This window comes from Streptomyces sp. NBC_01669 (assembly GCF_026339735.1).
In the GTDB taxonomy this organism is placed as follows: domain Bacteria; phylum Actinomycetota; class Actinomycetes; order Streptomycetales; family Streptomycetaceae; genus Streptomyces; species Streptomyces yanii.
The window spans coordinates 4,696,987-4,711,188 of record NZ_JAPEQG010000001.1 but is presented as its reverse complement, the minus strand read 5'-3'; the positions used below and the strand labels follow the sequence as shown (position 1 = coordinate 4,711,188).

At 67.2% G+C, this 14,202-nt stretch carries 11 protein-coding genes; 2 read left to right on the top strand and 9 right to left on the bottom strand.

All coding sequences use genetic code 11. The annotated features are described in order from the left end of the window. Positions 1–212 precede the first annotated feature (212 nt). Complete coding sequence (locus OG972_RS21090; RefSeq protein ID WP_266983721.1) at positions 213–830, top strand: GNAT family N-acetyltransferase; 618 nt, start codon at positions 213–215, stop codon at positions 828–830. A gap of 81 nt (positions 831–911) precedes the next feature. Here the strand turns inward: OG972_RS21090 and trxA are convergent, their stop codons facing one another. The 7 genes from trxA to OG972_RS21055 form a co-directional block, all read right to left on the bottom strand. Then, positions 912–1,244 carry a thioredoxin gene (gene trxA, locus OG972_RS21085; RefSeq protein ID WP_030930508.1) on the bottom strand — a complete coding sequence of 111 codons (333 nt, stop codon included), beginning with the start codon at positions 1,242–1,244 and terminating at the stop codon, positions 912–914. A 45-nt stretch (positions 1,245–1,289) separates the two neighbouring features. Then, complete coding sequence (trxB, locus tag OG972_RS21080) at positions 1,290–2,252, bottom strand: thioredoxin-disulfide reductase (RefSeq protein WP_266983718.1); 963 nt, start codon at positions 2,250–2,252, stop codon at positions 1,290–1,292. A gap of 133 nt (positions 2,253–2,385) precedes the next feature. Continuing rightward, on the bottom strand, positions 2,386–3,330 hold the full coding sequence (locus OG972_RS21075; protein ID WP_266983716.1) for a hypothetical protein: 945 nt from the start codon (positions 3,328–3,330) through the stop codon (positions 2,386–2,388). Then, complete coding sequence (gene sigM, locus OG972_RS21070; RefSeq protein ID WP_266983714.1) at positions 3,327–4,031, bottom strand: RNA polymerase sigma factor SigM; 705 nt, start codon at positions 4,029–4,031, stop codon at positions 3,327–3,329. The genes OG972_RS21075 and sigM overlap by 4 nt, the downstream gene beginning before the upstream one ends. A gap of 160 nt (positions 4,032–4,191) precedes the next feature. Continuing rightward, positions 4,192–5,913, bottom strand: coding sequence for a protein kinase family protein (locus OG972_RS21065; RefSeq protein ID WP_266983712.1), 1,722 nt, complete (start codon positions 5,911–5,913; stop codon positions 4,192–4,194). Positions 5,914–6,042: 129 nt separating this feature from the next. Next, entirely contained in the window at positions 6,043–8,205 is a 2,163-nt protein-coding gene (murJ, locus tag OG972_RS21060; protein WP_266983710.1) for a murein biosynthesis integral membrane protein MurJ, read from the bottom strand. A 49-nt stretch (positions 8,206–8,254) separates the two neighbouring features. Continuing rightward, entirely contained in the window at positions 8,255–10,552 is a 2,298-nt protein-coding gene (locus OG972_RS21055) for a DUF6049 family protein (protein WP_266983708.1), read from the bottom strand. 183 nt (positions 10,553–10,735) lie between these two features. Between OG972_RS21055 and OG972_RS21050 the strand changes: the two genes are divergently transcribed. Then, positions 10,736–12,178, top strand: coding sequence for a CCA tRNA nucleotidyltransferase (locus OG972_RS21050; RefSeq protein WP_266983706.1), 1,443 nt, complete (start codon positions 10,736–10,738; stop codon positions 12,176–12,178). Between the two features lie 120 nt (positions 12,179–12,298). On the opposite strand, the gene OG972_RS21045 is transcribed toward OG972_RS21050, so the two are convergent. Then, a complete protein-coding gene (locus OG972_RS21045) occupies positions 12,299–12,655 on the bottom strand; it encodes a hypothetical protein (RefSeq protein WP_266983704.1) in 357 nt (118 codons plus the stop codon). A 245-nt stretch (positions 12,656–12,900) separates the two neighbouring features. Next, complete coding sequence (locus tag OG972_RS21040) at positions 12,901–14,169, bottom strand: MFS transporter (protein WP_266983702.1); 1,269 nt, start codon at positions 14,167–14,169, stop codon at positions 12,901–12,903. Positions 14,170–14,202: the final 33 nt, after the last annotated feature.

The window sequence follows — 14,202 nt, the reverse complement described above, 5'->3', positions numbered from 1 at the left end:
CCGGGTGGATACGATTCGTTCTGATATGGCACATCCAGCTTGATCCACCTCGGCGGAGGGAGGGCCATGCGATCAGTGAGCCGCAGCCGACTGGTGACAGTGGGGCTGGGCTTGGGAGCCGTCGGAGGGTTTGTCGGCGGCCTGCTCCGCGAACGGAGTGCACTGACCGCCGCACGTGATGCGGCGGGCGAAGGAAGCGAGGAACAGCCTTCATGGGACGGCGGCTCGTACCGCTCACACTGGATAACCTTCCCGATCTCCCCAAGCGGTGCCGCTCGTGTGTCTTCTGGGAGCTTGACCCGGTCAGTGGGGAAGCTGCGGTAAAGGCAGGCACTCCGGAGCTGGAAAAGGAAGCGTGGATCTCGGCTGTCCTGCTGGAATGGGGATCGTGCGGCCGGGTCGTCTATGTGGACGACGTACCGGTCGGCTTCGTTCTCTATGCGCCACCGGCGTATGTGCCGCGTTCGACGGCCTTTCCCACCAGTCCCGTGTCCCCGGATGCCGTGCAGTTGATGACCGCATGGATCATGCCCGGGTATCAGGGGCAGGGTCTGGGGCGGGTCATGGTGCAGACCGTCGCCAAGGACCTGCTGCGGCGAGGATTCAAGGCGATCGAGGCGTTCGGTGATGCCCGGTGGAAGGAGCCGGCCTGTGTACTTCCGGCTGACCATCTGCTGGCGGTGGGCTTCAAGACCGTACGCCCGCACCCGGTGCATCCACGGCTGAGACTGGAGCTGCGCACGACGCTCTCGTGGAAGGAAGACGTCGAACTGGCACTGGACCGGTTGCTGGGTGTCGTGCAGAAGGAACCGGCACTGCGCCCGCTGTGATCCGAGAGCTCGGGAGAATGTGAAACGGGTCCATCCCCTCAAGGGATGGACCCGTTTCACGTGGAACAGTGCACCGTGGTCCTACTCGGCGATGAAGCCTTCGAGGTCGCGGAGGATCGCGGCCTTCGGCTTGGCGCCGACGATGGTCTTGGCGACCTCGCCGCCCTGGTACACGTTCAGCGTCGGGATCGACATCACGCCGTACTTGGCAGCGGTCGCCGGGTTCTCGTCGATGTTGAGCTTGACGATCTCGATCTTGTCGCCGTGCTCGGCCGCGATTGCCTCCAGGGAGGGAGCGATCTGGCGGCACGGGCCGCACCAGGCTGCCCAGAAGTCCACCAGTACGGGCTTCTCGCTCTTCAGGACGTCCTCGTCAAAGGAGTCGTCAGTCACGTTCTTCAGGGCGCCGGCCACGGCGGCCTCCTTAACTTCGCGGGGGTGTGGGGTGAGAGGCGTGGATCAGACGGCTGCCGCAGCGGCCTTTTCTTCGTCTGCGAGCACGGCAAGGAAGCGCTCGGCGTCGAGGGCGGCGGAGCAGCCGGTGCCGGCAGCGGTGATGGCCTGCCGGTACGTGTGGTCGACGACATCGCCGGCGCCGAAGACGCCGGTCAGGTTGGTGCGCGTCGAGGGAGCGTCGACCTTGAGGTAGCCCTCGTCATCGAGGTCGAGCTGCCCCTTGAAGAGCTCGGTACGCGGGTCATGGCCGACGGCGATGAACAGACCGGTCACCGCAAGCTCGGACGTCTCGCCGGTCTTGGTGTTGCGCAGGGTCAGACCGGAGAGCTTCTGCTCGCCGTGTACCCCGGCCACTTCGCTGTCCCAGGCGAACTTGATTTTCGGGTCAGCGAAGGCACGCTCCTGCATGGTCTTGGAGGCGCGCAGCGAGTCGCGGCGGTGGACGATCGTGACCGACTTGGCGAAGCGGGAGAGGAACGTCGCCTCTTCCATGGCCGTGTCGCCGCCGCCGACCACGGCGATGTCCTGGTCCTTGAAAAAGAAGCCGTCACAGGTGGCGCACCAGGAGACGCCGCGTCCGGAGAGCGCGTCCTCGTTGGGGAGACCGAGCTTGCGGTGCTGGGAGCCGGTGGTGACGATGACAGCCTTGGCGCGGTGCACTGTGCCAGCTGTGTCGGTGACGGTCTTGATGTCACCAGCGAGGTCGACGGCGATCACATCGTCGGGAATGAGCTCGGCGCCGAAGCGCTCCGCCTGGGCGCGCATGTTGTCCATGAGCTCGGGGCCCATGATCCCATCCTGGAATCCGGGGAAGTTCTCCACGTCGGTGGTGTTCATCAGCGCGCCACCGGCGGTGACGGCGCCCTCGAAGACCAGGGGCTTCAGCGACGCACGCGCGGTGTAAAGGGCGGCGGTGTAACCCGCGGGGCCGGAGCCGATGATGATCACATTACGGACGTCGCTCACGGGTTTCTTCCTCGTCTCTGCAGACTGCCTACTGTCCACGCCTACTGGGGTCGGTTCAACGACTCTCACCCCACCCAACGGATCCTACGGGGGATGCATTCCCGACGTGCCGGAGCGCCGTTCGGTGCCATTCTCAGGGGCGAGCGTAGGTGCGGGTCAGGAGAAGATCGCCCGTGCCTGCAGGGTCTGTGCGGACGCAGCTCGCATCGATGACATAGGCCTGGACGAGGGCGGCGTCGGTCTCGTGCGGCAGAACGACGAGGAAGGCGTTGGTGCCCTCGTAAGTGCCTTCCTCGACGGCGAGTGCGGCAGTCTTTCGTCCGGTGCTCAGCTGTACGCAGGCGGGGACGGACGCGACGGGAGCACGCAGCGGTGTGTCGGAGGCTGAGGCGGCAGGATGCTCGCCCCCCGGGGTCGACTGGACATCGACGGACGGCGCCTGCTTCGCAGCCTTGGGATGCTTGGGAGGGGACGCCTCGGCATTACTCAGGAGGGTGTGTACGCGCTGGCTGAGTGGGGAGCCCGAAAATGCGCTCGCTCCCGCCTTCGAGGCACTGACGCCCATGTCCGCCGACTTGGACCCTGAGGAGTCCTGGGACGTCTGGAGCATGAGGACGCTCATGCCCACCGCCGCAGCGCCGAGCGCTGTGCCGAGGACGATGCGGCGGCGCCGTGCCGACCGGCGCCCAGGGCCGCCGGCGGCCCTGGGGTGCCCCGATGGGCGGTCCGCAACGTGGGACTGAGTTGCCCTGCTCTCGGCCTCCAGGCCCCGCGCCTCTTGGTCTCCCGCTTCCTGACCCTGCTCTGCGGCGGCCTCTGTTTCACGTGAAACAGAGGCCTCGGCGGCCAGCGCGGCATCGATACGGTCTGCGACATCATTGGGCATGCGCGCGGGAGCGAGCAGAGTGCCGAGCAGTCCGCGGATCTCTTCGAGAGCGGACCGGACGTCGCCACAGAGTGCGCAGTCATCCACGTGGCGGCTCACTTCCGCCGTGCGGGACGGCGAGAGCAGCCCTTCGGTGAGCTCGGAGATCTCCGAGACGTCCGGGTGCTGGGTCGTGTCGGTCGTTGATGTCATGTGCGCCCACCTCCGCCCTTCACTCCAGCAGGATCACTGGTCTCTGCGTCCCTTGGCCTCGATGCGGGTGGGACGGATGCCTTCTGCGTCCGGTTCCTTCCCGTGCCGACTTCACCGCTCTCTCCGACTTCACCACGGAGGTGGGCGAGGAGGGGGGCCAGCCGAGCTCGGCCCCGTGCACAGCGGCTTTTCACAGTGCCGGTCGGCACCTCGAGGATGCGGGCGGCCTCCGCCACGGGATAGCCCTGCATGTCCACGAGAACCAGTGCGGCCCGTTGTTCGGCGGGAAGCGTGCCGAGCGCCACCAGAAGTTCGCGGTGCAGATCCTGACGCTCGGCCGGTGCCTCAGCGGACTCGTGGGGCTCCAGGAGCTGTTCGAGCCGCTCGGTGTCGTCGACGGGTGAGGTCTTGCGCGACGCTGCCTTGCGAACCCGGTCGAGGCAGGCGTTGACCGTGATGCGATGCAGCCAGGTGGTGACGGCAGACTGGCCGCGGAAGGTATGAGCGGCTCGGAAGGCGGAGACCAGGGCGTCCTGAACCGCGTCGGCCGCTTCCTCGCGGTCTCCCAGAGTTCGCAGTGCCACGGCCCAAAGCCGGTCGCGGTGGCGCCGTACGAGCTCACCGAAGGCATCCGGTTCACCGGCTACGTGACGGGCGAGGAGGTCTGAGTCGCTGAGTGGCTCTGAAGGCTCGGCGGCCACCTCCCCTCCCCCCTCTGTGTGTCAGGTCCGTCTGTCTATCACGATTCAGGCGAGCGGGGTCAGAGAGATGAGGAAGCTTGGTCCGATGAGTGCTGCGGTCATTCGTTACTGCTCGCGCAGCAGGCCGACGGGCGGGATGCGTTCCCGTCGGCCTGTGCCGTCAGCCGAGAACGGAGATCTCCGAGATGCCGCCGCGGAAGAGGCTCGCTGACCCATCCGGCGGAAGTTCGGTGATGTGGATCAGGATGTAGCGGGTTCGCACCGGTTCATCGAGGTCCTTCTCCAGGCCGTTCCCAGCCGTAGCGAGCTTCGTGAGGCGCTGCGAGAAGTCGGCGAGGGACGACGGCGCGGATGCGCTCTTGTCAGCGGCCAGTACTTCGGCCTTCTGACCACTGCGGTACATCTCGATCTTGATGCCTCTCACGTCCTGCACACTGCCGAGGTCAACGACTATGCCGCTGCCCTGCTTGCGGTTCGCGAGGTTGCCGAAATTTGCGTAGCCCTTGTACTGAGGGGTGACCCAGGCGGTGTCCGACTTGCCGTCCACGGCATAGGGCACGTCCTCCTGCTTTATCCCCGAGCCGCCGGGCATGAACTCCGTCGCTTTGACGATCCGCAGCGGCTTGGTCGGAGCGGGAGCGTGCTTGTCACCGTTCTCCGGGTTGGTCTGTGTGCTGCCGGGGTTCCCCGGGTCGTTGCCGCGGTCGAGGAGCGTCTCTGCGAGTTGCCAGCTGCCGAGGCCCAGGGCCGCGATCAGCAATGCGGACACGGCCCACTTGAGGACCTTGCCGGTGCGGCTCTGGAGCGGCGCCGGGGGTGCGGCCATCACGGGCTGAGTCACGGCTGTGCCGGGACGGGCGGACGGACGTCCGTAGGTGCCCTGCTGGTAGGTCGTCCGCTGGTACTCGGGCGGAGCCGTGAACGTGGGCTCGGGCGGGCGGATGCGCGGCATCGCTGCGACGGCCTTGGCGAGCTCGTCCGGGGTGGTGCACGGCTGTTCCTGCCGGGACGCGGTGGCGCCGTCGTTGGCCAGGGCGCGCATGGCGAGCTCGGAGAGACCGCGGTGTACGCCGGCCCGCACCTGGTCGGGTGCGATCAGCCCCACGCCCTTGGGCAGTCCGGAGAGACCGTACGCGTCGTTCTCGTACGGCCAGCGTTGTGTCAGCGCTGCGTAGAGCAGGGCGCCGATCGCCTCCGTGTCCGTGCGCTGCGGACGCTCTGCGGTGATGCCCCGCAGGGCGGAGTTGACGGCGAGGCCGCGGATCCGGTACTGACCGGTCGAGCTGCGCAGCACCGCTCCCGGGGTGAGCCTCAGATGCGCGAGGCCCTCGCGGTGCGCGGCTGCCATGGCCTGGGAGATCTGACTGACCAACTGGTACGCGTCGTGAGCCTCCATGGGGCCGGAGGCCAGCAGAGCCGTGAGCTCGGTGGCGTCGGGAAGCCATTCATGGACGACGTAGACAAGGTCGTCCTCCTCGACCGCGTCCAGGACCTGCACGAAGCGGGGGTCGCCGAGCAGTGCGGAGGACCGGGCCGCGGCCAGCACGGAGCGGGCTCGCGGGTGGTCCGCGGGGAGCAGATGGACGCCCACCGCGCGGCGCAGTTTCTCGTCGACAGCACGCCAGCTGCTGAATCCGTCCAGTCGGGTGACGCACTCTTCCAGTCGGTAGCGCTGGGCAAGTCTGTGGCCGCTGTGCAGATCAGGGGTCGCCGAGGCGGCCTCCGAGCTGCTTCGCTCATCGTCTGCGTCCTGGGGGCTGGTGCCCGCCGATTCCTGGGCTTCTGCCGTCCCGTCGGTCGTGGCCTCGTCCGCCTTGGCGGCCAGCGGCTCATCACCGCTGTTGTCGGCCACGTCGACGGCAGCCGTGCTACGTTCCGCCACCGTCGTTCCTGCCTCCCCATCCGTTGCGCGATGCCAGCCAGCTCTGCACAGTCACGCCAATTGTGCCCACACTCCAGCGCTATGCACGACACACGGAGAGCGGCGATGGTTGTGCGGGCCGGTTGATCTTCAGCGTCCGAGCCGCCCGCGGACCATCCCGACCATGCCGTTGATCTCCTCGATCCGCATGCGCTTCGCCGCGATGAAGAAGACCCCCATCAGCACGGTCCCACCGCAGAGCAGGGCGATCAGCGAACCGAAGGCACCCTCGCCCAGGCCCTGGAGCAGTGCGAAGCCCACGCCACCGCCGAGGATCGCCGCAGGGATCGCCGCGAGACACAGGCGGGCGTAGGTACGGACGACGTGTGCGCCGTCCAGGTCGCCGCCCAGCCGGTTACGCAGTCGGCGCCAGGCGATGCCCACGCCGACGGCATAGGCCAGCCCGTACGAAGCCGCCATGCCTACGACCGCCCACTGGGCCGGAAGCAGCGCGTAGCAGAGAGCGGAAGCGGCGGCGTTGACCCCGGCGACGATGACCGTGTTGTAGAAGGGCGTGCGGGTGTCCTCGTAGGCGTAGAAGCCACGGAGCACCACGTACTGCACGGAGTACGGGATGAGACCGAGGGCGAACGCCATCAGGATGAAGCCCATGGACCTGGCGGCCTCGGTGCCGCTGGAGGAGTACAGCAGCGTGCACATCGGCACGCCCAGCGCGAGGAACGCGAAGGCGACCGGCACGATTGCCACGGCGGAGTTGCGCAGCCCCTGCGAGATGTCGTCGCGGACCGCGCCGGGGTCGTTGTCGTGGGCGGCCCGGGAGATACGGGGCAGCAGGGCTGCCATGACCGAGACGGTGATGATCGCTTGAGGCATGCCCCAGATCAGCTGCGCATTGGAGTAGGCGAGAAATCCCGTGCCGTTCCTGTCGGAAGCCTTACCGGCGGCGGTTGCGAGCTGCGTGACGACCAGCACGCCGGCCTGGTTGGCGAAGACGAACAGAACGGTCCACTTGGCCAGCTTGACCGTCTTGCCGAGTCCGTGGCCCTTCCAGTCGAAGCGCGGACGGAAGCGGAAGCCGGCCTCGCGCAGATACGGAATCATCGCCAGGGCTTGGACGACAAGGCCGAGCAGTGTGCCGATACCCAGCAGCCGGACGCCCTCCGGCGGAATCGTCTGCACACCCATGTGGGATTCGGCGGAGGTGCCGTAGACCCAGATGAACATGCCGAACGTGAAGATCATGACGATGTTGTTGAGTACCGGGGTCCACATCATCGCGCCGAACTTTCCGCGGGCGTTGAGGATCTGGCCCATCACCACGTGCACGCCCATGAAGAAGATGGTCGGCAGGCAGTACCGGGCGAAGGTGGTGGCCACATTGTCGGCCGCCGGATCGTTCGCGATCGTGCTCGACATCAGATGGATCAGCAGGGGAGCAGCGAAGACCGCGATCGCGACGATCACGCCGAGCGCGACCATGACGAGCGTGAGCAGGCGGTTGGCGTACGCCTCGCCGCCGTCCTCGTCGTCCTTCATGGAACGGACGAGCTGAGGAACGAAGACCGAGTTGAGCCCGCCGCCCACGGTGAGGATGTAGATCATCGTCGGCAGCGTGTAGGCGATGGTGAAGCTGTCACCGAGGAGCGCCGCACCCAGCGCGGCGGTGATCACCAGGCTGCGGACGAAGCCGGTAAGACGGGACACGAGTGTGCCGGCCGCCATCACCGCGCTGGACTTCAGCAAGCCAGAGGCCCGGCCGCCGGACTTCGGCGGAGTGGGTGCCGGGGCCGGAGCCGGTTCTGGCTCGGACGGAGCGGGGGACCCGGCCGGGCCCTCCTGATCCCGGAACAAGTGAGCGAATGCGTCCGGTTGCTCCTGGTGCTCGGATGCCTGGGTGACGAGGTCGTCCACACCGACGAATTGTGTGGTTGCCGCGTCGTCCCCGTACGGCAGGTGCCGGGACGGGCCGTCGGGCTCGGGCGGCGGGGTCTGCGCCCAGATGCGTGGATCGGGGGCGTACTGCGCCGCAGGCGGCTGCTGGTAGAGCGGCTGCGGCGGCTGGTACGTGCCAGGGGGTGGCGGCGGGTGGGCGGCGCGGTCGTACAGCGCCTCGGTCACCGGGTCCTGGGCGGACAGATCCTGAGCGCGGTAAGGGTCGCGGTTGTACGCGTCCTGGAGGTACGGGTCGGGCGGCAGCGGCACCTGGCCCGGGCCAGGTGGCATCGGGGGGCCACCGGAAGAACCATCTCCGCCCGCACCCTGACCACGATCACCGTCGTACGGCGCGTTCATCGAAACCCCACCTCATCGTCCCCGGCCGACCGGCCACGACAGACATCGCTCAACGGTCTACTTTCTCACCCGTGCCTGACGGCTCCCCGCTTTCCGGACCGGTGTCCGGCGTCGGGTCACTCGGCTGCTCGGGTTCACCGCCGTCATCTCCGGCCGGGTCGCTTGCGTTGGCGCGCTTGCGATGGGTGTACATCCTGATGCCTGCGAGGACCAGCAGCAGCAGCCCGCCGGCGATCACCAGCAACACGGTCGGTGTGACCTCGGAGACCTTTACCGTGAAGGTCATCTCTTCGCCGTACGGAATGTCGTCCTCGGTGTACAGCTGCGCCACAACCTGTACCTGGCCGTTGGCGTTCGCAGCTGCGTCGAACTTCACGGACTGGCTGTGGCCACCGGCGATTCGGATCGGCTGCTCGGCCACCGCGCCGCCGTCGTTCAGCCTGAGCCGCGTCGGATTCTCCGACTTCAGCCGGAGCTTCAGATGATCGACACCCTGCAGGAGCCTGTTCTGCACGGTCACCGGGATCGTGGCGCTGCGGCCGGACAACGTGACGTCCGACTTCGAAATGAGCTGCACCTCGTTGATGAGGCCCTGCAGATATGTGCGTACCGAGTCCCGGTACTGCTGTGCCTCCAGCGGCCTGCCGCGCCACGACGTCGACATGGCCCGGTTGATCGCGTTGCCGAAGGGGGTCACCACCCGTTCCTGCTGAGTGAGGATGACCTGGAAGCTGCCCAGCGAGACCTGCGTGGACTTGATGTCCTGGAAGGCTTGGGTGGGCAGCTCCTGGCTGCGGAGCCTCTTCGGGTACTGGGAGGTCCCGGGGACCCTCGTCGTCGCCTGGGCATCGGGCTCGGCCTCGGCCGCGCCCACGAGGTCGAGAGGCTGTGTCCACCGTTGGTCGTCGAGGGCGTGCAGGGCTTGTGCCATCGACTGCGCCTGAGCGGCGGTCGGCATCCGTTGCGGTGCGACGACGATGCTGCGCTCGGTGTCCGTGTCCTGCTCGGTCAGCGCGAGGGTTGTGGCGAGGAACTTCTGAACGGCGAGAGTGGAATCCTCCGCATGCGACATGTCTCCCTCGAAGGCCTTGGAGAGCCGGGAGTCGGCCACGACGGCGTTGGTACCGCCACCGATCGGCCGGGCCGCGGTCGGTGTGTACGGCAGTCTCCCTGTTTCCTGGAGGCTGTCGCTGCGGGCGATCACGTTGTGGGCACCGGCCGACGTGGCGACATCGACGATCGAAGGATCGATCGCCCCGTCGACCGGCCATGCGAAGTCGGTGGACGGCTTCACGTGCAGGATCGTCTCCACCGTCGTGCCGGCCACCTCGGTGGCGGTCTGCAGGTGGCTGAGGGTCCCCGAGACGTTCTTGCCGCGGTGCGCGATGGACGCAAGATCCGGATCGGCGAAAGGCAGCGCCACGACCTTGCCGTCCGCCACCGCCTTCTCCAGTGAGCTGAGCCACCGCTTGGCAACGGCCTGGTTCTTACCGGGCACGGTGGTGTCGCCGACCTTGATGCGGTAATTCCTCGCCATCGCATCGACGCCGGCCAGCAGATCCGGGTCGATCACCCAGGTGACGGGCAGCTGGCTGCCCAGCGAGACCATCTGGTCGAGGCGACCGCCCGGAGCGATCTCGGCCGCAAGGTCGTCATCGGCGAAGACCGGTGTCTGCTGCTCGTCCGAGCCGGTCTCGGCAGTGACATGGGCGGATGCGATCAGCGGCCAGAGATAGGTGACATGGGTCCTGGAATCGCTCTCCTCCGCCTGCCAGGGAAGGAAGGTGCGCTGGATTCCGAGTACCTGCTCGTACGGGGCGCGGGCGGTCCGCCCGGACAGGGAGACACCGAATTGGTAGACACCTGCGTCGTCGAGTTCCAGCTTGTCGACGGGCACGGACAGCGTGAAGTCCTGGCTGATGCCCGAAGGGAGCTTCGCGAATTCCACCGTGTACTTACCGCCGATCGCTGCGGGATCGCTGCCGGGCACGTACCCGGTGCGCTCCGCGGCAGCGTCGATGGATGTCCTGCCGAAGAGCCTCGGTCCGACGCGCAGATCGACCCGGGCGTCGGTGACCGATTCCTTGCTCCTGTTGGTCAGCGTGCCGGAGACGGTGAGCGTGTCCCCCTTGACCGGTGCGCTGGGAGCCAGGGTGTCCAGGGACACATCGACGGTGCTGGAGCCGGTGGGAGCCTTGCTCGCCACGTCGGCCTGCGCCGTGGGCGCGGCCGTGCCGGCCAGCAGCGCTGCCACGAGCGGCGCTGCGACGACCAAGGATGCCGTGCGCCGCAGCCACCGGCGGGCAGGAGAAGGACTGATCCCCTGGATGTCTGCCGCCTCGGCCACGCGCCTACCCGTCCCTCGTCGTCGTCAGCTGTTGTCGATGGTTGTCGGTTGCTGCGTCCCCGCATGGTAACGATGTGCGCGGGGGCTAAGTGCTGGGGTGTGCGCTACATGATCGGGAGAGTCTTGCAGGGCGAGGAGAAACGATGACGCCCCGACCGGTCCGGGCACGTACCCTTTTCTGTTGTGCCGAACGCCAATGAAGAGAATTCCAGTGCCCTGACCCAGGTGCAGCATCGCGCAGTCAGTGAACTGCTGCGGGTCTCCCCGGTCGCCGACGACCTTGCCCGCCGATTCCAGGATGCCGGATTCAGTCTGGCCCTGGTCGGTGGCTCGGTCCGGGACGCGCTTCTCGGCAGGCTCGGGAACGACCTGGACTTCACTACCGACGCCCGGCCCGAGGACGTACTGAAGATCGTGCGTCCATGGGCCGACTCGGTGTGGGAGGTCGGTATCGCCTTCGGCACAGTGGGCTGCCAGAAGAACGGCTACCAGATCGAAGTCACCACGTACCGGTCGGAGGCGTACGACAGGACTTCGCGCAAGCCCGAGGTCTCCTACGGCGACTCCATCGAGGAGGACCTCGTACGCCGCGACTTCACGGTCAATGCCATGGCCGTCGCGCTGCCGCAGAAGGAATTCATCGACCCGCACGGTGGTCTGGAGGACCTGGCCGAGCGGGTGCTGCGCACCCCCGGGACACCCGAGGAGTCCTTCTCCGACGACCCCCTGCGCATGCTGCGTGCCGCGCGCTTCGCCGCGCAGCTGGACTTCGAGGTTGCTTCTGATGTCATCACTGCGATGACGGAGATGGCTGGACGTATCGAGATCGTCTCCGCCGAGCGGGTCCGTGAGGAACTCAACAAGCTGCTGCTCTCCGCGCACGCCCGCAAGGGACTGGCGCTTCTGGTCGGTACAGGACTGGCGCAGCAGGTGCTGCCGGAGCTGCCCGCGCTACGGCTGGAAAGTGACGAGCATCACCGTCACAAGGACGTCTACGAGCACTCGCTGACCGTGCTGGAGCAGGCGATCGACCTGGAGGAGGACGGTCCCGACCTGACTCTGCGGCTTGCCGCGCTGCTCCATGACATCGGTAAGCCGCGGACCCGGCGCTTCGAGAAGGACGGACGCGTCTCGTTCCATCACCACGAGGTGGTGGGCGCCAAGATGGTCAAGAAGCGCATGACGGAACTCAAGTACTCCAATGACACGGTCAAGGACGTCTCGAAGCTGGTGGAGCTGCATCTGCGCTTCCACGGCTATGGCGACGGCGAGTGGACTGACTCCGCCGTCCGCCGGTATGTGCGGGATGCGGGCCCGTTGCTGGAGCGGCTGCACAAGCTGACGCGCTCGGACTGCACGACGCGGAACAAGCGCAAGGCCGGCGCGCTGTCACGCACCTATGACGCGCTTGAGGAGCGCATCGCACAGTTGAAGGAACAGGAGGAGCTGGACGCCATCCGGCCCGACCTGGACGGCAACGAGATCATGAAGACGCTGGGCATCGGTCCTGGGCCGGTGATCGGCAAGGCATACGCGTTCCTGCTGGAAATGCGACTGGAGAACGGCCCGATGGGGCATGACGTGGCCGTCGCGGAGCTCAAGAAGTGGTGGGCCGAGCAGAGCTGAGGGTGGAACCGCGGTCATGTTTCACGTGAAACATGACCGCGAGCGGATGTGCAGAGGGGCGTTGTTTCACGTGAAACAACGCCCCTCGGTGCGACTGTCGGTATCTGTCGCGGAAGAAGGTCAGCCCGTCGACTTCATCGGCGTCAGACAGAGGACCACGCTGGTCCGGCTCTTACGGCTGCCGGAGGTCTCGGTGTAGGCGACGTACTTCTTGGCGTCGCACAGGTCCGTCTCCGTGGTGCCGTCGTGCACCTCGGCCACCTTGTACTCAGCTGCCGACGAGCTGCAGTCGGCCGACGCCATGTCCGGGCTGATGTTGGAGCCCTTGTTCTGCAGGCAGTCTCCGACCGAGGCGGCCTTGGCGTCCGACTCGAATATCTTGTCCCAGCCGAACTTCAGACCCGCGAGGGCGCCGAGCGCCACCACGATGATGACGATGTTGCGCACCGCCAGGAAAGTCTTCTTGCCGCCGGACATGTTCTGAGGCGGCGGACCTTGTGGGGGCGTGCCCTGGGCCGGGGGTCCACCGGGGTAGCCGCCGTACGGCTGCTGACCCTGATGCGGCGGATACGGCTGCTGTTGCGGATAGCCGTACGCGGGCTGTTGGGGTTGGTACGGCTGTTGAGGCTGTTGCCCATATGGTCCAGGGCCTTGCTGAGGCGGATAGGACATGCGGATACCCCCGTGGATCGTGCGCCCGCTTCTCTTTTGGCGCGCGCACGCTATAGCACTTCACTGACACGGCTCCACCGGAACATCGTCACGGCGACGATCCCGTAGAGCAGCGCAAGCCCGATCACCACTGTGACCGACTTCCCGTCAGGAGGCAGAGCCGCAGCGGCTACTGCGGCAGCGCCCACAAAGGACACGTTGAACAGCACGTCGTACAGGGAGAAGACGCGACCGCGGAATGAGTCGTCCACCGCGGTCTGCACCACCGTGTCCGTCGCGATCTTCGCTCCCTGAGTGACGGCTCCGAGGACGAACGCCGCGACCAGCATCGGTCGGGGGGCGAACCACAGTCCGAGCGCGGGTTCGAGGACGGCAGCCGCGGCGGCGCACGTCGCTATCCATCGGAACCGGCCGAGCCGTCCAACCGCCCAGGGCGTCAGCACGGCCGCTGCGAAGAATCCCGCCCCCGAGGCGCCCACGGCCAGTCCGAGCAGGGCCAGACCGCCGGATTCGCTGTTGGACCAGGCGTACCGGCACAGCATCAGCACCATCACGGTCAGAGCCCCGTAGCAGAACCGGATCACTGTCATGGCGGCCAGTGCCCGTGCCGCGTCAGTCCGTTTCGCCAGATGGCGCAGCCCGTCGACAAGCCCGTGCGCGGTGGTGGCCAGCGCATCCCTCAGCCGGAGAGGACTGCCGTTCCTATCCGGTCCGAGGAGTTGGGTGGCGAGGCGCAGAGAGGCCAGTGCCGAGGCGAGGTAGAGCCCGGCGCCCAGCAGCACCACTGCGGCATCCGAGTCCGCAGCTACGAGGCGTACGGCGAAGGCGAGGCCGCCGCCCGCCGTGGCGGCGAGCGTGCCCGCTGTCGGTGAGAGCGAGTTGGCCATGACCAGCCGGTCCCTGTCGACGACCCGTGGCAGCGCGGCCGAGAGTCCCGCCAGCACGAAGCGGTTCACCGCAGTGACGCACAGCGCGGAGGCGTAGAAGAGCCAGTCGGGTGCGGTGCCGAGGATCAGCAGGGCAGTGCAGCAGGCGAGGGCTGCGCGCAGCAGATTGCCATACAGGAAGACCTGGCGGCGCGGCCAGCGGTCCAGCAGGACACCGGCGAAAGGGCCGATGAGCGAGTACGGCAGCAGCAGCACAGCCATCGCGGAGGCGATGGCCGCCGCTGATGTCTGCTTCTCCGGGGAGAAGACGACGTGCGTGGCGAGGGCGACCTGATAGACGCCGTCGGCGCACTGGGAGAGGAGCCGTACGGCCAGCAGACGACGGAAGTTCCGAAGGCGCAGGAGTACGCGCAGATCACGTACGACGGGCATATGGGCAAGGGTCACATACGTTGAGGGTCCCCG

Bases quoted from the DNA above. Each gene is read 5' to 3' on its own strand.
- OG972_RS21090 (WP_266983721.1), top strand. From the start codon at position 213: ATGGGACGGCGGCTCGTACCGCTCACACTGGATAACCTTCCCGATCTC.
- OG972_RS21075 (WP_266983716.1), bottom strand. From the start codon at position 3,330: ATGACATCAACGACCGACACGACCCAGCACCCGGACGTCTCGGAGATC.
- murJ (WP_266983710.1), bottom strand. From the start codon at position 8,205: ATGAACGCGCCGTACGACGGTGATCGTGGTCAGGGTGCGGGCGGAGAT.
- OG972_RS21045 (WP_266983704.1), bottom strand. From the start codon at position 12,655: ATGTCCGGCGGCAAGAAGACTTTCCTGGCGGTGCGCAACATCGTCATC.
- OG972_RS21040 (WP_266983702.1), bottom strand. From the start codon at position 14,169: ATGCCCGTCGTACGTGATCTGCGCGTACTCCTGCGCCTTCGGAACTTC.